Here is a 21,420-nt window from a genome sequence, read left to right on the forward strand (position 1 = left end):
TTATTGCTTCGCCTTGTAGTTGCGCACGGCGTTCAGGCTCTCGGACAGCGTCGGCATCTCGATCGTCAGGTTGTTCGCCTGCACCTGGCGCAGCGCTGATTGGGCCGACTGGGTGGCGCGCGCGCGCGTGTCGAAATACTTGAGCAGGATTTCCTGACTGCTCGCCAGGTCGTCGCGGAAGCTCGCTTCGTTACGCGACAGCAGGGCCAGGCGCGCGTTCAGCAGGCGCAGCTTGAGGTTCTCGCGCACGAAGAAGGATTCGGTCGGCGACAGCATCAGCGCTTCCGGCGTCTCGACGCTGCGCACCCGCACCAGCTGGCGCACGTCGTCCCACATTTCCTGGCTCCAGTTGCGCCAGGTCTGGGTCATGCGCTGGCCGAGGCTCAGGTTCTCCGGCGCCGGCTCGGGCGCCTTCCCGCGGGTGCTGCGCACGGGCGCGGCCGGCAGCAGCGGCTTTTCGTCCGACAGCATCGGCAGCGTGTCCACCTGGGCGATCACATTGTCCAGGCGCAGCGCGACGCCGGCCAGGTCGACCGCCGGCATCGCCTTCAGGCGCTCGATGTCGGCGCCGATTGCGCGGCGGATGTTCAGGAACTGCGGCTTGTCCGAACGGCCCAGCGAGCGGTCAGCGTTGGCCAGCGCGATCAGGGCGCCCTGCACGTTGCCGGCCAGCTGCAGCTGCTGGCTGGCGGTGCTGAGCACCTGCTCGATCTCGGTCAGCGCCCACTCGTCGCGGTTCTTGGACAGGTCCTGGTACAGCTGCTCCAGCGCCAGCTGCTGGGTCTGGGCCTCCGACTGGCGGCTTTCCAGCACGCCGACCTTGATCTGCAGCTCCTTGGCCGTATCCGCCACCTCGCGCGCCAGCGCGGCGGTCTCGGCATTGATGGCATTGCCCTTTTGCAGGCTCTGCGCCATGTCGCGGCGCAGGTTGTTGATGCGGCTGTGCGAGCTCCAGGTCTGCACCGCCAGCAGCAGGGCGAGGATCGCCACCGCCGCCGGCAGCGGACGCTGCAGCGCCTGCAGCAGGCCCTGGCCGTTCGGCGCACGGGGCGGCGCCTTCTGGACGGCTACGCTGGCCGCCGGGATCTGTTCTGGATGTTGTGGTTGTTCGTTCATACTAGGATTGTAATGCAGCAAGTATTCTAACGTCGCCTGAACCGGTCAGGGTGACCCGGCTGCATCCCAGCGCCTGCGCCGTCTCGGCGATGCGCGCGTGGGGAACGATCAGGTGCTGGGCCGCCAGGCGCGCGGGCCCGGCCGCGGGGTCGAGCTGCCGCACCAGCGCGGCCAGGCCGCGCAGCGCTTCCGAGCTCGTGATTATCCAGTCGTTTGGCTGCGCCAGCAAGGCGGACAGCTCGGCCGCCAGCACCGGCGTCAAGGCCGGCACGCTGCGCCGGTAGGCCGCCACCGTGTCGACCACGGCCCCGGCCGCGCGCAGGGTGTCGGCCATCAGTTCGCGCCCGCTTTCGCCGCGCACGATCAGCACGCGCCGGCCCGCAAAGGCCGCCAGGTCGAGGCTCGCCAGCAGGTGTTCCGAGTCGCTGTGGGCAGGATCGGGCGGGCAATGGATGGTCGTGTTCTCATCCGTTATGCCGTGGCGCGCCAGCGCGGCGCGGCTGCCCTCCCCGACCACGCCGATCGCCACCCCGGCCGGCCAGCCGGCCAGGTGGGCAAAGGCGGCGTCGACCGCGTTCGGCGAAACAAAGGCGACCAGCGCATAGGACGGCAGCTGCGCCAGCGCCGCGCGCAGGAGCGTGGTGTCGGCCAGCGGCGCGATCTCGAGCAGCGGCAACACGACCGCCCGGCGCCCCAGCGCCGTGACGGCCTGCGCCAGGCTTTCCGCCTGGGCGCGCGGCCGGGTGATGACGACTGCCCGCTCAGGCATCCTGGCCGGCCGCAGGACCGGTGTCGGCAGCCGCCTCTTGCTTGCACGCTTCCAGGATGCCGTGCGCGTCCTGGTCTTCCAGCAGGATCGCCACCTGCTCGCCGAGGAATTCCGGATGCTCCCAGGAGCCGGCCACTTCGCCCTGGGCGGTGCGCAGGCCGTCCGGGGTCGCGACCATCGCGCGCAGGCGCATGGTGCTGCCGCTCACCGTGGCAAAGGCCGCCAGCGGGATCTGGCAGCTGCCGCCGAAGATCTTCGAGACCTTGCGCTCGGCCGTCACGGCGCGGAAGGTCGCATCGTGGTTCAGCGGCGCCAGCAGCGCGCGCAGGTCGACGCCGTCGCTGCGCGCGCTGGAGACGATCTCGATCGCCATCGCGCCCTGGCCGGCGGCCGGCAGGCTGTCCTCGGGTTCGAGCAGCGCGCGGATGCGGGCAAGCAGGCCGAGGCGCTTCAGGCCGGCGGCCGCCAGGATGATGGCGGCATATTCGCCGCGGTCGAGCTTGCCCAGCCGGGTGTCGAGGTTGCCGCGCAGCGGCTTGATGACAAGGTGCGGGTAACGCGCCGCGACCAGGGCCTGGCGGCGCAGGCTGCTGGTGCCGACGATGGCGCCTGGCGGCAGCTCGGCCAGGCTGCCGAAGTCGTTCGAAACAAAGGCGTCGCGCGGATCTTCGCGCTCGAGCACGGCGGCCAGCTCGAAGCCTTCCGGCAGCTCCATCGGCACATCCTTGAGCGAATGCACGGCCAGGTCGGCGCGGCCTTCGGCCATCGCCACTTCGAGTTCCTTCACGAACAGGCCCTTGCCGCCGACTTTCGAGAGCGTGCGGTCGAGGATCTGGTCGCCCCGTGTTGTCATTCCGAGAATTTCGACGCTGCACTGCGGATATAATGCGGCGAGCCGGTCGCGCACGTGTTCCGCCTGCCACATGGCCAGGCGGCTCTCGCGGGATGCGATAATAAGCTTCGCAGGCGCCTGCTGCGCCGATTCAGTAGCATTCAACACGGATTCTTTCACTGTCATCTAGCCCACCCGGACGATGCCGGTTCTCGGCCCTTGCTTAAGATCACAAATTTTAGCATGGGCCCTCTTGCAGACGATGGCCAACCGCCATGGCACAATCTAATTTACTTGTGGTCGATATGGAAAATCCCGCTGCACCCGTCACCCCTGCCGTACAGCCCGCCCCTGACAAGGACGCGCCACTGAAAGAAGACATCCGCCTGCTCGGCCGCCTGCTCGGCGACGTGCTGCGCGAACAGGAAGGCGAAGCCGTATTCGAGGTCGTCGAGACCGTGCGCCAGACCGCCGTGCGCTTCCGCCGCGACGCCGATCCGCAGGCCGGCGCCGAACTCACCACCCTGCTGCACAAGCTCACGCGCGACCAGACAATCTCGGTGGTGCGCGCCTTTTCCTACTTCTCGCACCTGGCCAACATCGCCGAAGACCAGCACCACATCCGCCGCCGCCGCGCCCACCTGATGCGCGGCGCCGAGGCGCGCCAGGGCAGCGTGGGCCACGCCCTCGGCAAGCTGCACGAGGCCGGCGTGCCGCGCGACGCAGTCGAGAACTTTTTCAAGGACGCCCTGATCTCGCCGGTGCTCACCGCCCACCCGACCGAAGTGCAGCGCAAGAGCATCCTCGACGCCGAGCACGACATCGCGCGCCTGCTGGCCGAGCGCGACCTCGGCCTCACCCCGAAGGAATTCAAGCGCAACACCCAGCTGCTGCAGGCGCGCATCGCCACCCTGTGGCAGACCCGCATGCTGCGCTACTCGAAGCTGACCGTGGCCGATGAGATCGACAACGCCCTGTCTTACTACCGCATCACCTTCCTGCGTGAAGTGCCGGGACTGTACGACGACATCGAGGACGAGATCGCAGCGCGCTACGACGGCGGGGCGCCGGAACTGCACGACGCCCAGTTCCTGCAGATGGGCAGCTGGATCGGCGGCGACCGCGACGGCAACCCGAACGTCAACGCCGACACCATGCGCCACGCGCTGGTGCGCCAGTCGACCACGATCCTCGACTTCTACCTGGAAGAAGTGCACGCCCTCGGCGCCGAGCTGTCCACCTCGACCCTGCTGGTGCCGGTCACGCCCGCGATGCAGGCCCTGGCCGACGCCTCGATCGACGCTTCGCCCCACCGCAGCGACGAACCCTACCGCCGCGCCCTGATCGGCATCTACGCGCGCCTGGCCGCCACCGCGCGCGAACTGGGCGTCGACCACATCCTGCGCAAGGAAGTCGGCGAAGCCCCGCCCTACCTCGACGCCGGCCTGTTCGCAGCCGACCTCGAAGTACTGGCCGAGTCGCTGCGCGCCAACCACGGCGCCGTACTGGTCGAGCCTCGCCTGGCCGGACTGAAGCGCGCCGCGCGCATCTTCGGCTTCCACCTGGCCTCGCTCGACATGCGCCAGAGCTCGGACGTGCACGAGCGCGTACTGGGCGAACTGTTCGCGCGCGCGGGAGCGGAACAGGACTACGCGGCGCTTCCCGAAGAGCGCAAGGTCGCGCTGCTGCTGTCCGAACTGGCCCAGCCGCGCCCCCTGTACTCGCCCTACGAGAGCTATTCGGACGAGACCAATTCCGAACTGGCGGTGCTGCGCACCGCACGCGAGATCCGCCAGCGCTACGGCAGCCGTGCGATCCGCAACTACATCATCTCGCACACCGAGACCGTGTCCGACCTGCTGGAGGTGCTGCTGTTGCAGAAGGAGACGGGCCTGATGCGCGTGTCCGCCGCCAGCTGCGACGTGATGGTCATCCCGCTGTTCGAGACCATTCCCGACCTGCAGCGCGCCGCCACCATCATGGACGAGTGGATGTCGATCCCGCTGGTGGCCGCCTTCATCGAGAAGCAGGGCCGGCTGCAGGAAGTCATGCTGGGCTACTCGGACTCCAACAAGGACGGCGGCTTCCTCACCTCGAACTGGGAGCTGTACCAGGCCGAACTGAAACTGGTCGACGTGTTCGCCGCCAAGGGCGTCAAGCTGCGCCTGTTCCACGGCCGCGGCGGCACCGTGGGCCGCGGCGGCGGCCCGAGCTACGACGCGATCCGCGCCCAGCCGCCGGGCACCGTCAATGGCCAGATCCGCCTGACGGAACAGGGCGAGATCATCGCCTCCAAGTTCTCGAACCCGGAGATCGGGCGCCGCAACCTCGAGCTGCTGGTGGCGGCGACGCTGGAAGCGAGCCTGAGCCCGCGTCCGGGCGACGAGGCCAGCAACGGGCGTCTGGCCCGCTTTGAAGCCGTGATGGCCGAGCTGTCCGAGCGCGCTTACCGCGCCTATCGCAACCTGGTGTACGAGACCCCGGGCTTCACGGATTACTTCTTCAGTGCCACGCCGATCGCCGAGATCGCGGAGCTGAACCTCGGTTCGCGTCCCGCCTCGCGCAAGTCGACCCGCCGCATTGAAGACCTGCGTGCGATTCCCTGGGGCTTCTCCTGGGGCCAGTGCCGCCTGCTGCTGCCGGGCTGGTACGGCTTCGGCACCGCGGTGAGCGGCTGGCTGGCCGAAGGCGAGCGCCCGGAACGGCTGGAGCTGCTGCGCGAGATGTACCACGGCTGGCCCTTCTTTGCGACGCTGCTGTCGAACATGGACATGGTGCTGGCCAAGACCGACCTGGCGATCGCTTCGCGCTATGCGGGTCTGGTGGCGGACGTGGAACTGCGCGAACGGATCTTCCGCCGCATCACGGCCGAGCACGGGGAAACGCTGCGCTGCCTGGAAGCGGTGACGGGCGTAACCGAACGCCTGGCCGGCAACCCGCTGCTGGCGCGCTCGATCCAGAACCGCTTCGCCTACCTCGACCCGCTGAACCACCTGCAGGTGGAACTGATCCACCGCCGCCGCAAGCTGGGCGACAACGCGGATCCGCGGGTGCATCGGGGGATTCACCTGTCCATCAATGGGGTGGCGGCCGGCTTGCGCAATACAGGCTGATCCCCCGTAGGGTGGGCGGCTCTGCCGCCCACGCGCTTGTTCGTACGCTCACCACCACCGCGTGGGCGGAGATCCGCCCACCCTACGAAATCAACCCGAGCACGCTCCCAGCACACTCCCCTTCTTCAGGTGCGCCGGCACCGCATTCGGCGACACGCAGACCTGGGTCGACGGATTGCTCTTGCTGCCCGTTTTGTGGCACACCAGCACCTTGTCGTTGCCGCAACGCGCGTCGATCACGTTGACGGTGGCGCTGGCCTGGGCGAAGCAGCTTTCCGGGCTCGCGGCCTGCGCCGTGAAGCTGAAGCTGCCGGCAGCGGTCGGTGCAAACGTCGTTACCGGACCGCTGCTGGTGGACAAGCCACCCGCCGGGCTCCAGGTAAAACTCGAACTGCCCGCCGCATCGCTGGCCGTGAGCTGCACGCTCTGCGCGCCGTAACCCAGCGCGATGGTATTCGCTGGCAGGCCGGTCGGGTCCCCGGCTCCCGTGCTCACGCTGATCGACGGCTGCGGCACGTGCCCGAGCACCGTGACGATGCCTTCCGCGCTGGCGCTGTTGCCGCCCTTGTCGACCGCGCTCAGCACCACTTTCTGCGCGCCGATGTCCGAGCACGCGAAGCTGGTGCGCGAAGCGGACAGCGACTCGACGCCCCAGTTGTCGCTGGTCCCGCCATCGAGATCGGCCGGCGTGATCGACGCCGCACCGTTGGCCAGCGTCACCGACACCTCGCGGGTGCGCACGGTCGGCGCCTCGAAGTCGTTGCTGACCGTGTTGGCGCGCGCACTCTCCACGCTCAGGCGGTTCAGCGCCGTCACCGTGTAGTAGTAATACTGGCCCGCGCCCGCGTTCGTATCGGCGAAGCTGCTGGTGGCGGTGTCGGTCACGCCCAGCAGGTTGGCCGGGTTGTCCAGGTCCATCTCGCGCTGCTCCGAGCGGTAGATGGCGTACTTGCGGGTTTTCTCGAATTCGTCCGCGCCGTCAGGCGCCGGCGCCCAGCTCAGGTTCACGGCATTGTTGTCGCCCGCGCTGGCGGCGAGACCCGCCGGTGCGCTTGGTGCCTGCGTACCCTTCCACGCCATCACCGGCAGCAGTGCCGGACGCGCGTAAGTGCTGTTCTTCAGGGAGGTGCGGTAGCCCAGCGGGTCGTTCTGCAGGAACTGATGGCGGAAGTGGATCTGGCCCGAGATGTTTGCCAGCGAGCGGTTGAGCGCGATCTGGTTGTTGATCTCGTCCGGGTTGCTCCAGCCTGCGGTGTCGCGCATCTTGTAGTCGGCCAGGCCGATGTACATGTGGCGCTCGAAGGCGTTGTTGTTCCACCAGGGGACCAGCAGCTTGTAGTCGGAGCCGGTCTGGCCCATGTACCAGTAGACCTGCGGCGCCAGGTAGTCGACCCAGCCCTGCTGGATCCACTTGCGGGTGTCGGCGAACATCGAACTGTAGTGCTGCGAGGCGCCGCTGGAGGTCGGCGAGCCCACGGCCGGGTCAGTGCTGCTGCGGTAAATGCCGGATGGCGAGACACCGAATTTCACCCAAGGCTTGACCTGGCGGATGCTGTCGTTGACGCGCGCGATCAGGAGGTTGATGTTGTCGCGCCGCCAGTCGGCGCGGCCCGCAGTGGTGTTCGGGAAGCCGCGCGGGTCGGCATTGTAGGCCTCGTCGTCGAGGATGGTGCCGCTCGGGTAGAAGTAATCGTCGAAGTGGATGCCGTCCACGTCATAGCGGTTGACGATGTCCATGATGACGTTCACGACGTGGTCGCGCACCGCCGGCAGGCCGGGGTTCAGGATCTTCACGGTGCCGACCGTCAGCATCCACTCCGGATGCGCGCGCGAGACGTGCTCCGGCGCGTACATGAAGGTGTTGTTCTGGTTGGCGGCGGTCGCCACCGCGCGGTAGGGATTGATCCACGCGTGGAATTCCATGCCGCGCTTGCGCGCTTCGTCGATCGCGAACTGCAGCGGGTCCCAGTTCGTCGACGGCGCGGCGCCCTGCTGGCCCGTCAGGTAGTAGGACCAGGGCTCATAGCTGCTGGGGTAGATCGCATCCGACTGGCTGCGCACCTGCAGGAAAGCGGCATTCATGCCGGTCGCCTTGTTGTGGTCGAGGATGGCTTTCAGCTTGGACTGCTGCACCGCCGGGGTGTCGGTGCGGCTTGGCCAGTCCAGGCTGATGTGGGTGCTGATCCACACGCCGCGCAGCTCGCGCTTAGGTGCTACACCTTGCGAGACGGTCTGGGCATCGGCGTAGGAATACGAAGCGACGAGCATGGCGGCTGCCGCTGCAAGCAAAAGTTTTTTCATGTTGTCTTTTTTTGCAGGTTGACGTGAGCGCACCTTGGGCGCGCTGGTGGCGGTCCCCGGCGCCTCTCCACGCGCCAATGTGTTGCCATCCGCAAAACAGACTACGCGCGAGCAATTTTGACAACCAATGAATTTCGGGTTGGACGGCATAACCCGGATGCATAACTGAACAGCCCGCTATTGAGCGGGCCCGCTCAGCGCCGGATCGACAGGCCGATGGTGAAGGCGATATCGGGGCTGCGGCTGTTCAAACCGCGCGACAGCATGGCGTCCAGCTGTACATCTTTGGAGAGAAGGTAAGCCGCGCCGACGTCGAAACTGGCCTCGGTTCCGCCATGTTTCGCGCGGGCGATGCGCGGCAGCGCAAGCTCGACCAGGCCACGCAGGCGCTCCCCGAACTCCTTTTCCGCCACGATCCCGAAGATGCCGTAGCGGTAGCGGCCGCCCTCCTCGCGCTCGACGCCGATGCCCGGCATGACGCCGAGCTTCACTTCGTTCGGCAGTTCCCACTCCGCCGCCACGCGCAGCGACGGGCGCACGCCCTCGCCGCGGAAGGCGCGCGAGCCGCTGTCGAGTTCGGCCGCCAGGTGCACACCCACCGACGGCAAGGGACCGGCCGGATCCAGCGCGTGCCAGCTCAATCCCAGCGCGGTGTCACCGTAGCCGGTTTCGGTCACGCGCCGGCCTTCCTCGCGGCTGTGGCGAATCATGCGCCCTTCGGTCTCGACGCGCAGCTCGAGGGCCTCGGCAAGGCCGATGCGCAGCAGGGTCGGCGTCGACAAGGTACGCTTGCGCCCTTCCCCTTCGCGCTCGCGTTCGCGCTCGAACAGCAGGCTGGTTTCGAGCTGTACCCGGCCCTTGCCCACCATCCTGGTCGACTCGACGAAGTCGGGCCGGTCGGCTTCAATGTCGTCGCGCTCCTGGGCGTGGGCGCCCGCGGCGCAACAGGCGAGCGTGATGGTGGCGAGGGTAAGGGTGTGCTTCATGGCAGGGTCGGCTTGTTATCTTGTCTAAAAGATAACGCAAACCCGGCCGCGGGGTCGCACGACTTTCTACGCGAGCGCCAGCATGGGGACTGGCGGCAGCGCGGTGCGCTGTTCCGCGCCCTGCCCGGCGCCCAGCTTGAACACTCCCACCAGGCCGGTGAGCCGGGCCGCCTGGTCTTCCAGCGCACCCGCGGCGGCAGCGGCCTGCTCGACCAGGGCAGCGTTCTGCTGCGTGGCCGTGTCGATCTCGCTGACTGCCTGGTTGACCTGGGCGATGCCGGCCTCCTGCTCGCGGCTGGCGGCGCTGATCTCGGCCATGATGTCGCTGACCTTCTGCACGCCTGCGACTACCTCGTCCATCGTGCCGCCGGCCTGGGACACCAGGCGGCTGCCTTCGCCCACGGTGCCGGTGGTGCTGTCGATCAGCGTCTTGATCTCCTTGGCGGCCGCGTTCGAGCGCTGGGCCAGCGCGCGCACCTCGCCGGCGACGACTGCGAAACCCCTGCCCTGCTCGCCCGCGCGCGCCGCTTCCACCGCCGCGTTCAGGGCCAGGATATTGGTCTGGAAGGCGATGCCTTCGATGACGCCGATGATGTCGCCGATCTTGCGCGAGGCCGCATCGATCGCGCCCATGGTCTGCACCACCTGCGACACCACCGCGCCGCCGCGCACTGCCACGTCATTGGCCGATGCCGCCAGCTGGCTGGCCTGGCGCGCATTGTCCGCGTTCTGGCGCACGGTGGCGGTCAGTTCTTCCATCGAGGATGCGGTTTCTTCCAGCGAGCTTGCCTGGTTCTCGGTACGGCGCGACAAATCGAGATTGCCGGCCGCGATCTCCTGCGAGGCGGTGCCGATCGAATCGGTGCCGTCGCGCACTGCGCTGACGATGTCGTGCAGGCTGGCGCGCATGCTTTCCAGCGCCCGGCGCAGGCGCCCGGTCTCGGTGCGATCGTTTGCGGCGACGCTCGCAGCGCCACCCAGGTCGCCGTGGGCGATGCGGTCGGCGAACACGATCGCTTCTTCCAGTGGACGCACGATGGCGCGGATCAGGAGGTAACCCATGGCGATGGTGGCCAGCATCGCGCCCACGGCGACCAACTGGATCTGCCAGCGCGCCGCGACCACCACGGCGTCGCCGTCCGCGCGCGCTGCGTCGGAATCCTTTTCGATCAGTTCACTCACGCCTTCCATGCCGCCCTCCAGCTTGCGGAAGGAATCCATGAACGGGACGAAGGCCTGGCGCGCCGCCTGCTGGTCGCTGCCGGCCTGCGCCACGATCTGCGCGCTGCTCGCCAGGTAGGCTTCCACGTCCGGGCGCACCTGCTCGACCGCCGCCTTGACGGCAGCCTGGGTGCCTTCCTGGTCCAGTTCCGCGATGGTCTTCCTGAAGATGGCCGCATGCTCGTCGGCGTCGCGTTTTGCGGCCGCATGTTCCTCAGGGGTGGCGGCCATCAGCGCCGAGAGCACGTCGGCGCGCAGCGCGTCGTGCATCATGTCGGCCTGCATCTGGTGGCGCAGCGCCGAGCCATTGACGCTGATCGCATCCATCGAGCGGTCGAGCGACTGCACCCCCAGGTAGCCGATCAGGCCCACCGCGCCGCAGAACAGCAGGGTCACGATGTAGGAAAGGCGCAGCTGGTGCTTGATGCTCAGTTTCATGGATGATCCCGGATCAGAGTTTGAAGGAGAAGCCGACGGTGAAGGCGGTATCGGGGGTGCGGCTGTTCAGGCCACGCGAGAACATGGCGTCGAGCTGCACGGTGTCGGACAGCAGATAGGCGCCGCCGATGTCGAAGCTGGCCTGGGTGCCGCCGTGCTTGCCCTTCGCGATCTGCGGCATGGCCACTTCGACGAAGCCGCGCAGGCGCTCGTTGAAGGATTTGCCGACCACCACGCCGAGGATGCCGTAGCGGTAACGCCCGCCCTCGTCGCGCTCCATGCCCACGCCCGGCATGACGCCGAGCGAATAGTCGCTTGCCAGCTCCCATTCGCCGACCACGCGCAGCGACGGGCGCACGCCCTGGCCGCGGAAGGCGCGCGAGCCGCTGTCGAGGTCCGCGTGCAGCAGCACGCCCACCGAAGGCAGGCTGCCGTCGGCGTCCAGCGCATGCCATTTCAGGCCCAGGCTGGTGTCGGCATAGCCGCGCGCCTTCTCGCGCAGGCCCGGCTCGGTGTGTCGGCCGTCCAGGTGGCCATCGGTCTCGACACGCAATTCGAAGCTGTCGCCGACGCCGTAGCGCAGCAGGGTCGGCGTCGCCACCAGGCGCTCGCGGGCGGGGCCGCTGCGGTCGCGTTCGAGCAGCAGGCTGGTTTCGACCTGCAGCCGGCTTCTGCCGACCACATTGCTCGATTCGACGAAGTCGGGACGGTCGGTGGCGATCGTGTCCTGGGCGTGTACTGCGGGAGTAGCGATGATGGCGAGCGCGGCGAGGGTGGCAGAAGGCTTCATGGGATTCCGGAAATGTACAGGGAGCAGCAGCAATTGCTATATGGCATGATCCGCCCCTTCGTAATTACACGTCAATGAATCCGACAGTTAGTGTGTCTATATTGTTAATGAAGCGTTGTGAACAGGTTGAAACAGGCAAAAAAAATACCGCCGGGCCTCAGCCGGGCGGTATTTTTTACCAAGCGGTAAAAATCACTGGTTGTGCAGGAAGGTCTTGAGCTTGTCCGAACGCGAAGGCTGGCGCAGCTTGCTCATCGCCTTGGCTTCGATCTGGCGGATGCGCTCGCGGGTCACGTCGAACTGCTTGCCCACTTCTTCCAGCGTGTGGTCGTTCGACATCTCGACGCCGTAGCGCATGCGCAGCACCTTGGCTTCGCGCGGGGTCAGCGAGTCCAGCACTTCCTTGATCACGTTGCGCATCGACGCATGCAGCGCGGCATCCAGCGGGGCCAGGGTGGTGTTGTCCTCGATGAAGTCGCCCAGCTGCGAATCGCCGTCCTCGCCCATCGGGGTTTCCATCGAAATCGGCTCTTTCGCGATCTTCATGATCTCGCGAACCTTGTTCTCCGGCATTTCCATCTTGGCCGCCAGGGTCGGCAGGTCCGGCTCGCTGCCGGTTTCCTGCATGATCTGGCGCGAGATGCGGTTCATCTTGTTGATCGTTTCGATCATGTGCACCGGCACGCGGATGGTACGGGCCATGTCCGCGATCGAGCGCGTGATGGCCTGGCGGATCCACCAGGTCGCGTAGGTCGAGAATTTATAACCGCGACGGTACTCGAACTTGTCCACCGCCTTCAGCAGGCCGATATTGCCTTCCTGGATCAGGTCGAGGAATTGCAGGCCGCGGTTGATGTACTTCTTCGCGATCGAGATCACCAGGCGCAGGTTGGCCACCGTCATTTCACGCTTGGCCTGGCGCGCGCGCTTCTCGCCTGCCGCCATCTGCTTGTTGATGCGGCGCAGGTCGGCCAGCGGCAGCGCCACGCGCGCCTGCAGGTCGATCATGCGCTGCTGCAGTTCCTTGATCGCCGGCAGGTTACGGCTCAACACGGCGCTGTACGGATAGGCGCAGTCGACTTCGCGGTCGCCCCATTGCAGGTCGGTCTCGTTGCCCGGGAAGACCTTGATGAAGTGGGCGCGCGGCATGCCGCAGCGGTTCACGCAGATGTCCAGCACGGCGCGCTCGATCGACCGCACTTCGTCCATCTGGCCGCGCAGGGTGTCGCACAGCTTCTCGACGATCTTGGCGGTGAAGCGGATGCCCAGCAGCTCGTTCGAGATGATGGCCTGGGCTTCTTCGTACTCGTCCGAACCGTAGCCGGTGGTCTTGAAGGCGTGGCCCATGCGGTCGAACTGCTGCTCGATCAGGGTGAACTTCTCCAGCGCGCTCTTGCGCAGCTGGGCCAGCTGCTCGGCCGAGTAGCCGGCCGCGCCGCCGCCGGCAGAGCCTTCTTCTTCCTCTTCCTCGACTTCTTCTTCCTCGTCCTCGTCATCGCTTGCCGCGCTGGCGGCCACCGGCGCCGGGGCCGCATCGTTGAGGTCGACGAAGCCGTCCACCACATCGTCGATCTTCATTTCGTCGCTGGCGATCTTGTGCGACAGCGCGATGATTTCCGAGATCGTCGTCGGGCAGGCCGAGATTGCCTGCACCATGTCCTTCAGGCCTTCTTCGATGCGCTTGGCGATTTCGATCTCGCCTTCGCGCGTCAGCAGCGACACCGCGCCCATTTCGCGCATGTACATGCGGACCGGGTCGGTGGTGCGGCCGAAGTCGGAGTCGACGGTCGACAGCGCGGTCGCGGCAGCGGCTTCCACTTCGTCATCGGTGGTCGCGGTCGGCACGTTATCCGACAGCAGCATCATTTCCGCTTCCGGCGCGCGCTCGTAGATGGCGATGCCCATGTCGTTGAAGGTCGCGATGATCCCTTCGATCGCTTCCGGATCGACGATGTTTTCCGGCAGCTGGTCGTTGATCTGCGCATGGGTCAGGTAGCCACGCTCCTTGCCCAGGTTGATCAGGTTCTTGATCTGCTGGCGGCGCTTTTCCAGTTCCGCTTCCGAGAAGCCGCTGTCCGCACCCATCATGCCGGCCAGGCCCTTGGCCTTGCGCTCGCGCAGCTTCGACGCGGCCTTCATTTCGGCGCGCTCGACCGCGTTCAGTGCCGCGACCTCGTCGTTCTCCGGCACGAACTCGCTCGGCTTGCGGCCGCGGCGGCCCGGGACCTTCACCTGCGGCAGCAGGTAGCCCGAGGTGTCGATCGCGGCCAGCGCGGCGGCGTCGGTGGTGGCGCTGACGGCGCCCACGGCGGTCGGGGCCGGCGCCGGCAGTGCGTTGGCGTCGGTGCGGCGGGTGCGGGTGCGCACCGCCTTCGGCGCGGCGGCCGGAGCTTCCTCGGCCACTGCCGGCGCCGGGGCTTCCGTGACAATGGCGGCGCTGTCCGCCTGCGGCTCCTCGGCGGCCTTCAGGGCAGCCAGCTTCGAACCGCGCTTCTTGACCACGACGGTCGCGGCGGCGTTCGGCACGGCGGCGGTATAGTCCTCGAACGGGGCCGGTTCGGCGGCCGGCGCCGCGGCCTCAAGCTGCGCCGGCGCAGCCTCGACAGCTTCAATCACAGCCACTTCCGGCGTCTCCAGGACCTCGTCCTGGCCGGTGCCGGCTTCCAGCGCGGCCTTGGCCGAGGCCAGGCGCGAACGGGTCTTCACCACCGTCACCTTGGCCGCCGCTTCCGTCTCGAGGAAGTAGGAGGTCGCGGTTTTCGGCACTGCCAGCTGTGCCGAAGCCTTGGCGGGCGCTTTTTTGGCGGTCAGTGTCAGTGTCTTGGCGGTGTTTTTCATAGTGAAGCTCTCTCCAGTCGAGGCGCACGGCGCGCCTGCGAAGTCAATGTTCTACCAACCCGCGGGCGGGTCCGGTGTGTTTTCGGGAAGCGGAAGTGGCCCTACCTGAGGGCGGACACGCGGACTTCAAGCACGCGTTTCCCGGCGTCGCCCACCATCCTCGAAGGATGGCAGCAGGCTAATGAGAAACGAACAGTGTTTGAAATCACGGTGTGCATGTCGGAACGAAAAAAAGCCCGTCAGGTGAAACGGGCTTGCATCTCTTGTTCAGGGAACAGAAGGAAGGCGATATTATGCCGCATTGCAAGATTTGGTGATAATTGAAATATCCGATAAGGGATATCACCACATTGAATATGACACGGAGCTCTTCGGCTATCTCCCGGCCGATCTGCGGCGGCGCAAGCCACGCGCAAGGCAAGGGGCGGATCATACACGATTTCGCGCACGCACGCCTGCCGCCGCCGCTCTATCACCTAAGTTAATCCTCAAGAATAATGGAACAAGTACAATACGCCCCGCACTGGCGTACGGGCGCCGTGCTATCCTTCGTTTTCCCGTTCTTACAATGAAGTCAATGAATACCACTACCGCTGCCGAGACCGTCGACAATACCACTCCCGCAACCCCGGATTCGCCGTCGACGACCACCCAAGCACAGGACACAGCGGCCGGCGCCGCCCCTGCAGCCGAGGCGAGCCCGGCGGCCGCGCAGCCGCTGTCGGCACGCGCCCTGCTCAAGCAGCTCCAGCAGGAGTTCCCGGCCTTCCGCGACTGCCTGCCGCTGGCAATCGGCATCGACAAGCAGCTGCTGGCCCGCATGCCCGGCCTCGACCGCAAGACCATGCGCGCCGCCCTCGGCATCCACACCGGCTCGATGCGCTACCTGCGCGCGATGGAAAAGGCGAAGCTGCGCTACGACCTGGACGGCACCGCCGGCGCCGAAGTCACCGACACCCACCGCCAGCACGCGAAAGAACAGCTGCAGCAACGCTTCAAGAAAGAAGCCGAGCGCAAGAAGGCCGAGCGCGAAGCCGCCGCGGCCGAGGAAGCCGACCGCCAGCGCCAGGAAAAGCTGAAGGCGCTGGCCTCCAAGTTCTCGCGCAATTGATGACCGCGCCCGGCGCTGCCGACCCCGACGAACTGCTCCCCGCCTACGACGGCATCCGGCTGGCCGACGTGCGCATCGTGCGCACCCCTGGCGAGGCCGCTGCCGCCCTGGCGGCCCTGTCGCAGGCCGACGTGATCGGCTTCGACACCGAATCCAAGCCGACCTTCGCCAAGGGTGAAGTCTCGACCGGTCCGCACCTGGTGCAGCTCGCGACCGACGAGCTGGCCTACCTGTTCCAGATCGGCAGCGCAGCCAATGCACAAACCGCGCTCGAGGTGCTCAAGCCGGTGCTCGAGTCCGAGCAGATCCTGAAAGTGGGATTCGGCCTTGGGGACGACCTGAAGCGCCTGCGCGCCAAGCTGGGCGTGGAAGCACGCAATGTACTGGACCTGGCCACCGCCATGCGCCGCCGCGGCGAACGCAACACGCTCGGCGCCAAGACGGCAGTGGCGCGCTTCTTCGGCCAGCGCCTGCAGAAGTCGCGCCGCATCACCACCACCAACTGGGCCCTGCCCCAGCTGAGCGAAAAGCAGGTGCTGTACGCGGCCGACGACGCCCACGTGGCGCTGCGCCTGTACCGCTACTGGCATGCGAACCCGCCGGCTTAGCGCTCGCAGGTTTTTTATTTTCTTTTAGCAATAACAACCCTACAATGAATTGTCGGGGTGATTCCCCATTTCTACGCGACGAACATGGACTATCAAGGCAGCAAGGGCGACGACATCATTGACCAGCGGGCGCTCGGCCTGCCCGACGACACGCAGATCGACGCCGGCGAGGGCAACGATACCGTCATCTTCGGACGCGCGACCGTGCTGGGCGGTCCGGGCAACGACCGCTACGTGTCCCTGGGCTCGTCCGGTGCCCTGGTATTCTGGACCTCGCCGCAAGGCATCAAGGTCGACCTGGCCAAAGGCACCGCCAGCGACGGCTTTGGCGGCACGGATACCTTGGAAGGCGTGGTCAACGTCCACGGTACCGGCTACGACGACGTCTTCATCGGCAACGCCAGCGACAACAGCTTCTTTGGCAATGGTGGCAGCGATACGTTCGATGGTAGCGCCGGCGTCGACGTCGTCAACTACCATGACGTGAAGTCGAGCGCGGTCGCGGTCAGCTACGACGCGCCCACCGACACCTTTACCATTATCAAAAAGCTTGCCAACGGCCAGTCGGCCGTCGACCGCCTGACCGGCATCGAGCGCATCCAGTTTGTCGGAGCGAACTCGGACCATGTCACGCTGGAGCGCGACCAGTTCACGCCGAACCAGGGCTTCATCCGCGCCGCGGCCGGGGTCAGCGCACCCTTGCCGGACAAGTCCTTCCTCAGCCAGATCAAGGCCGGCGATTTCAACGGCGACGGCCATGCCGACTGGATGCTCGCGGCCCAGTTCGGGACCGGCACCGCGCCGGCTCCCTTGTACTTCTTCCTGGGCGACGGCAAGGGACATTTCAGAAGCGCCGACGCCGACCTGCTTCCGGGTGGCGCACTGTCGATCGACGGCGGCGGACGTATCCTGGTGGCCGACTTCAACAAGGATGGGCGTTCCGACGTCTTCCAGTTCAACTTCGGCGACGACGCCCCGCCTTTCGATGGCGGCTACAACACGCTGCTGCTCTCGTCCGCGGCCGACGGCAAGCTGCACAACGTGTCGAGTACCCTGCCCCAGCTGCGGCAACTGAGCCACGCGGGCAGCGCCGCCGACCTCAACGGCGACGGCTATCTCGACCTGCTCATCAATACCTTGGGCCCGGGCGGCGACCTGCTCTACATCAACCAGGGCAACGGCCAGTTCACGCCACGCGCCGGCCTGCTGCCGGCAGTGGCACAAGCGCCGAACACCCATACCGCGTCCGGCATCGTCGACGTCAATGGCGACGGCGCGCTGGACCTGATCGTCGGCCGCTGGGACAACGGGCCATCCGAATCCTGGGTACTCCTGAATGACGGCAGCGGCAACTTCACGCGCCAGGCCCCTGTCACCCTGCCCGGCAGCGGTATCGCGCGCGAAATCGTCCTTGACATCCAGCCGATCGATCTGAACGGCGACAAGCTGCCGGACCTGATGCTGTCGGTGACGAACGGCGATCCCGCCAAGTTCTACCAGACCCCCGGCATCCAGCTGCTGCTGAACAAGGGACAGGGGCAGTTTGAAGACCAAACCGCGCAGCGCCTGCCGGCCTCGGTGCAGGCCAGCTTCGGCAAGGGCGGCTGGATCATGTCCCTGGAAGGCACCGACTTCAACAAGGACGGACGCGAGGACATCTTCGTGACCTCCGCGTCCGACCCCATCGATTCTTTCGTGCTGATGCAGCAGGCCGACGGTAGCTTCGCGCGCACCTGGACGTCGAATGGCGCCTCGCGCAGCATCGCGCTCGACGCCAACAACGACGGCATGGACGACCTGGTCACCTTCTACATGGATGGGCGTCCGGTCGCGATCGACCTGAACGTGATGGGGAGCCAGCTGTCCGGCGGCGCGGGCAACGACCGCTTGACGGCCACTGCGGGCAGCGACGTACTGGACGGCCAGGCCGGATTCGACCTTGCGCGCATGGCGGGCAAGCGCGATGCCTACAGCATCGTCAAGTCGGCGGGCGGGTTCACGGTGCAGGAAACCGGCAAGGCATACAACACGGATTCGCTGCGCGGGATCGAGCGCCTGCTGTTCGACGATGTCGGAGTGGCCTTCGACATCGATGGCGCGGGCGGCCAGGCCTACCGCATCTACCAGGCGGCATTCAACCGCGCGCCGGATTCCGGGGGCATCGGCTACTGGATCGGCGTCATGGACCGCGGCAGCAGCCTGGCTGACGTCGCGCTGTCATTCACCCAGTCGGACGAGTTCCGCGCCATGTACGGGGCGGCGCCGGGCAACCGTGAGATCGTCCAGCGCCTCTACCAGAACGTCCTGCACCGCGAGGGGGATACGGGCGGGATAGAGTACTGGACCGGGCTGCTGGAGCGGAAGACGCTGACGGTGGCGCAGGTCCTTGTCGGCTTCAGCGAAAGCACCGAGAACCAGGCGGCGCTGATCGGGAAGATCGAGAACGGCTTCGAGTATGGGCTGTGATGGCGCCCACGCTACGCACTAGGCGGCGCGCTTCCTGACCACGAAATAGGCTTCCGGGCAGATCGCCGTTCCCAGCAGTGGGAACGGGCTGGCGCTCGCCTTCGTCACCGCGAACTGCTCGCCCAGGGCCTTGCGGAATACGCGGTGGTCGAAACCCATGTGCTCGTTGTGGACCTCGACGTCGGGCGGCAGGTAACCGATCGGGCGGTCCTTCGGCGGCATGCCGAGCGTTGCCTTCAGGACGTGCATCGGCTTCGCATCATAGGCGCCATATCGCCGGCTCATGCGGAACATGCCCTTGTACAGGGCCGGCAGGCCGACTTCGACCGGCACGCCGAACACGGCCTCGCCGTCTTCCCTCAAGAGTGCCCCCACTTCGCCCAGCGACCTGGCGCGCATCGACAGCGGGATGTGCTCGAACACCTCGAGGCAGAACAGCAGGTCGACCTGCCCTTGCGGGATGGTGTCGAAGGAAGCGTGGAACTCGACCCGGGGCAGGCCTTTCAGCTCGATCTTCGCCTCTTCCAGCAGGTCCGAACAGGGCTCGTAGCAGATGATGGTCGCGTTGGGATATTCATGGACCAGGTACTTGCACAGCTCACCGCTGCCGGCGCCGAAATCGAGGACGCAGCGTACGGACTCGCGCGCCTGTTGCGCGAAGCCGATCGCGCTGTGCAGGCGCTGCTGCTGCAGCCAGCGTTTGATCGGATTGCGGTCCCTGAACACCCCTTCCGTATAACTCACTCCCATCCTGCGCCCCAGCGGTCCAAAGGGAGGGGATTATAGCAAGGCGACGAACACCCTCAACTCGATAAGCGTTATCATTCGGGCATTGCTACTGCCGGGTTCACTCATGAGTCATCGTCGTACGCTGTTTGTCGGTCTAACGCTGGCTGCAGGCGCCTTGCATGCCGCACCCCAGACAGTTCCCGACACCCTCGCCCAGCGCCTGGTCGCCTGCACGTCCTGCCACGCCCGCGTGGACGCGCGCGGCAATCCGGTCAACGACAGCTACTTCCCGCGCATTGCCGGCAAGCCGGCCGGCTACCTGTACCACCAGTTGCTCAACTTCCGCGAAGGCCGGCGCCAGTACCCGCTCATGACCTACCTGGTCGACCACCTGCCCGACCCTTACCTGCGCGAGATCGCCGGCTACTATGCTGCCCAGCCGCCGGCCGCGCATGCCCCTGAGACGACCAACGCCGCACCCCAGGTGCTGGAACGCGGCCGCCAGCTCGTGATGAACGGCGACAGCGCGCGCAAGGTCCCGGCCTGCGTGGCCTGCCACGGCCTGCGCCTGACCGGCGTGGAGCCCGGCATCCCCGGCCTGCTCGGCCTGCCGCGCGACTACGTCAACGCACAGTTCGGCGCCTGGCGCAACAAGGCGCGCCGCGCCCATGCGCCCGACTGCATGGCCGAGGTCACGGCGCGCCTCTCGCTCGAGGATGTGAACGCCGTCTCGAGCTGGCTGGCGGCCCAGCCGGTCCCCGCCGATCCGCGTCCGGCGGCAGCGATCGCCCGTCCCCTGCCCTTGGCATGCGGCAGCGCCCCGGAGCAGCCATGAAGAAGCTCGCCCTGCTCCTTGCCGCCCTCGCTGTCGTCCTGGTGGCCATCGCCTGGCCGCGCGAAGACTTCGTCGCCTCGACCTCGCCCGCCGCCTGGGGCCCGTCACCCGAAAACATCGCGCGCGGCGCCTACCTCGCACGCGCCGGCGACTGCATTGCCTGCCACACGGCGCGCGGCGGCGCGGAGTATGCCGGCGGGCGGGCGCTGGACACGCCCTTCGGCCGCCTCTACGGCCCCAACCTGACACCGGACATGGAGACCGGCATCGGCGCCTGGTCTGCCGACGACTTCTGGAACGCCCTGCACAACGGCAAGTCGCGCGACGGCCGCCTGCTCTACCCGGCCTTCCCCTACACGAACTACACCAAGGTCTCGCGCGCGGATTCGGACGCCCTGTATGCGTACTTCCGCAGCCTGGCGCCGCAGCGCCAGCCCAACAGGCCGCACGAACTGGACTTCCCCTACGACCAGCAGGCGCTGCTGGCAGGCTGGCGCCTGCTCTACTTCAAGCCGGCCACCTTCACGCCGCAGCCGCAGCGCGGCCTCGAGTGGAACCGCGGCGCCTACTTGGTCGAAGGCCTGGGCCACTGCAGCGCATGCCACAGCACCCGGAACCGGCTGGGAGCCTCAGGCGAGACCCTGTCGGGCGGCCTGATTCCGACCATCGGCTGGTACGCCCCATCATTGACTGCGAGCGGCGAAGCCGGCCTGGGCGACTGGGACAAGCAGCACATCGTCGCGCTGCTCCAGACCGGCATCTCGCCGCGCGGCAGCGCCACCGGCCCGATGGCCGAAGTGGTGGCGCGCAGCCTGCAGCACCTGAGCCCGAACGACCTTGGCGCGATGGCGACCTACCTGAAGTCACTGCCGCCGACCGACGCGCCACGCCAGGACAGCGGCGAGCGCGCCAGCGAGCAGCTGCTGGCCGAAGGGCGCCGCCTGTACGGGTCTTACTGCGTGGACTGCCATGGCGCCGACGGCAAGGGCAAGGCCCCGGCCTACCCGCCACTGGCCGGCAACCGCGCCGTCACCATGACCCCGGCCGTGAACGCGATCCGCATCGTGCTCAATGGCGGCTTCCCGCCGGGCACCGCGGGCAATCCACGGCCGTATGGCATGCCGCCCTACAGCCATGAGCTGAACGACGCCCAGGTGGCCGCGGTGCTGACCTATGTGCGGGGCAGTTGGGGCAACGATGCGCCGCCGGTGTTGACGCCGGATGTCAACCGGTATCGTAGCGTGCCGCTGGACTAGGAGGAACAGCA

General features: G+C 66.9%; 15 protein-coding genes. 6 read left to right on the forward strand and 9 right to left on the reverse strand.

Translation table 11 applies throughout. The annotated features are described in order from the left end of the window. Genes LK542_RS11960 through hemC form a run of 3 tightly spaced genes read right to left on the reverse strand, consistent with a single transcriptional unit; the run spans position 1 to position 2,903 of the window. Positions 1–1,116, reverse strand: a complete 1,116-nt coding sequence (locus LK542_RS11960; RefSeq protein ID WP_227800803.1) for a uroporphyrinogen-III C-methyltransferase — start codon at positions 1,114–1,116, stop codon at positions 1–3. 1 nt (position 1,117) lies between these two features. Next, positions 1,118–1,885, reverse strand: coding sequence for a uroporphyrinogen-III synthase (locus LK542_RS11965; protein ID WP_227812080.1), 768 nt, complete (start codon positions 1,883–1,885; stop codon positions 1,118–1,120). After that, complete coding sequence (hemC, locus tag LK542_RS11970; RefSeq protein ID WP_227812081.1) at positions 1,878–2,903, reverse strand: hydroxymethylbilane synthase; 1,026 nt, start codon at positions 2,901–2,903, stop codon at positions 1,878–1,880. Before hemC ends, LK542_RS11965 begins: the two co-directional genes overlap by 8 nt. Before the next feature lie 119 nt (positions 2,904–3,022). Here hemC and ppc point away from each other — a divergent pair, with 119 nt between their 5' ends. Further along, on the forward strand, positions 3,023–5,830 hold the full coding sequence (gene ppc, locus LK542_RS11975) for a phosphoenolpyruvate carboxylase (protein WP_227812082.1): 2,808 nt from the start codon (positions 3,023–3,025) through the stop codon (positions 5,828–5,830). A 90-nt stretch (positions 5,831–5,920) separates the two neighbouring features. On the opposite strand, the gene LK542_RS11980 is transcribed toward ppc, so the two are convergent. The 5 genes from LK542_RS11980 to rpoD all read right to left on the reverse strand — a co-directional run bounded on the left by LK542_RS11980 (position 5,921) and on the right by rpoD (position 14,404). Then, a complete protein-coding gene (locus LK542_RS11980; protein ID WP_227812083.1) occupies positions 5,921–8,131 on the reverse strand; it encodes a family 10 glycosylhydrolase in 2,211 nt (736 codons plus the stop codon). A 194-nt stretch (positions 8,132–8,325) separates the two neighbouring features. Beyond that, positions 8,326–9,117, reverse strand: coding sequence for a transporter (locus LK542_RS11985; RefSeq protein WP_227812084.1), 792 nt, complete (start codon positions 9,115–9,117; stop codon positions 8,326–8,328). Positions 9,118–9,183: 66 nt separating this feature from the next. Continuing rightward, positions 9,184–10,776 carry a methyl-accepting chemotaxis protein gene (locus LK542_RS11990; protein WP_227812085.1) on the reverse strand — a complete coding sequence of 531 codons (1,593 nt, stop codon included), beginning with the start codon at positions 10,774–10,776 and terminating at the stop codon, positions 9,184–9,186. A 13-nt stretch (positions 10,777–10,789) separates the two neighbouring features. Next, on the reverse strand, positions 10,790–11,566 hold the full coding sequence (locus LK542_RS11995; protein WP_227812086.1) for a transporter: 777 nt from the start codon (positions 11,564–11,566) through the stop codon (positions 10,790–10,792). A 192-nt stretch (positions 11,567–11,758) separates the two neighbouring features. Further along, entirely contained in the window at positions 11,759–14,404 is a 2,646-nt protein-coding gene (gene rpoD / locus LK542_RS12000) for an RNA polymerase sigma factor RpoD (RefSeq protein WP_227812087.1), read from the reverse strand. Between the two features lie 577 nt (positions 14,405–14,981). On the opposite strand from rpoD, the gene LK542_RS12005 reads away from it, so the two are divergent. The 3 genes from LK542_RS12005 (at position 14,982) to LK542_RS12015 (ending at position 18,589) form a co-directional block, all read left to right on the forward strand. Continuing rightward, positions 14,982–15,515 (forward strand): ProQ/FINO family protein, encoded by a 534-nt coding sequence (locus tag LK542_RS12005; RefSeq protein ID WP_227812088.1) that lies wholly within the window; start codon positions 14,982–14,984, stop codon positions 15,513–15,515. After that, positions 15,515–16,123 (forward strand): 3'-5' exonuclease, encoded by a 609-nt coding sequence (locus LK542_RS12010; protein ID WP_227812089.1) that lies wholly within the window; start codon positions 15,515–15,517, stop codon positions 16,121–16,123. Before LK542_RS12005 ends, LK542_RS12010 begins: the two co-directional genes overlap by 1 nt. 84 nt (positions 16,124–16,207) lie before the next feature. Beyond that, a complete protein-coding gene (locus tag LK542_RS12015) occupies positions 16,208–18,589 on the forward strand; it encodes an FG-GAP-like repeat-containing protein (protein WP_227812090.1) in 2,382 nt (793 codons plus the stop codon). A gap of 18 nt (positions 18,590–18,607) precedes the next feature. Here LK542_RS12015 and LK542_RS12020 read toward each other — a convergent pair whose 3' ends face one another. Next, positions 18,608–19,333 (reverse strand): methyltransferase domain-containing protein, encoded by a 726-nt coding sequence (locus LK542_RS12020; protein WP_227812091.1) that lies wholly within the window; start codon positions 19,331–19,333, stop codon positions 18,608–18,610. A 109-nt stretch (positions 19,334–19,442) separates the two neighbouring features. Here LK542_RS12020 and LK542_RS12025 point away from each other — a divergent pair, with 109 nt between their 5' ends. Together LK542_RS12025 and LK542_RS12030 are read left to right on the forward strand one after the other, a co-directional pair. Then, on the forward strand, positions 19,443–20,153 hold the full coding sequence (locus LK542_RS12025; RefSeq protein ID WP_227812092.1) for a c-type cytochrome: 711 nt from the start codon (positions 19,443–19,445) through the stop codon (positions 20,151–20,153). Further along, positions 20,150–21,409, forward strand: a complete 1,260-nt coding sequence (locus LK542_RS12030; protein ID WP_227812093.1) for a cytochrome c — start codon at positions 20,150–20,152, stop codon at positions 21,407–21,409. The genes LK542_RS12025 and LK542_RS12030 overlap by 4 nt, the downstream gene beginning before the upstream one ends. The last annotated feature ends 11 nt before the right edge of the window (positions 21,410–21,420 follow it).

It is taken from the genome of Massilia sp. IC2-477, assembly GCF_020707265.1.
Lineage (GTDB): Bacteria > Pseudomonadota > Gammaproteobacteria > Burkholderiales > Burkholderiaceae_D > Telluria.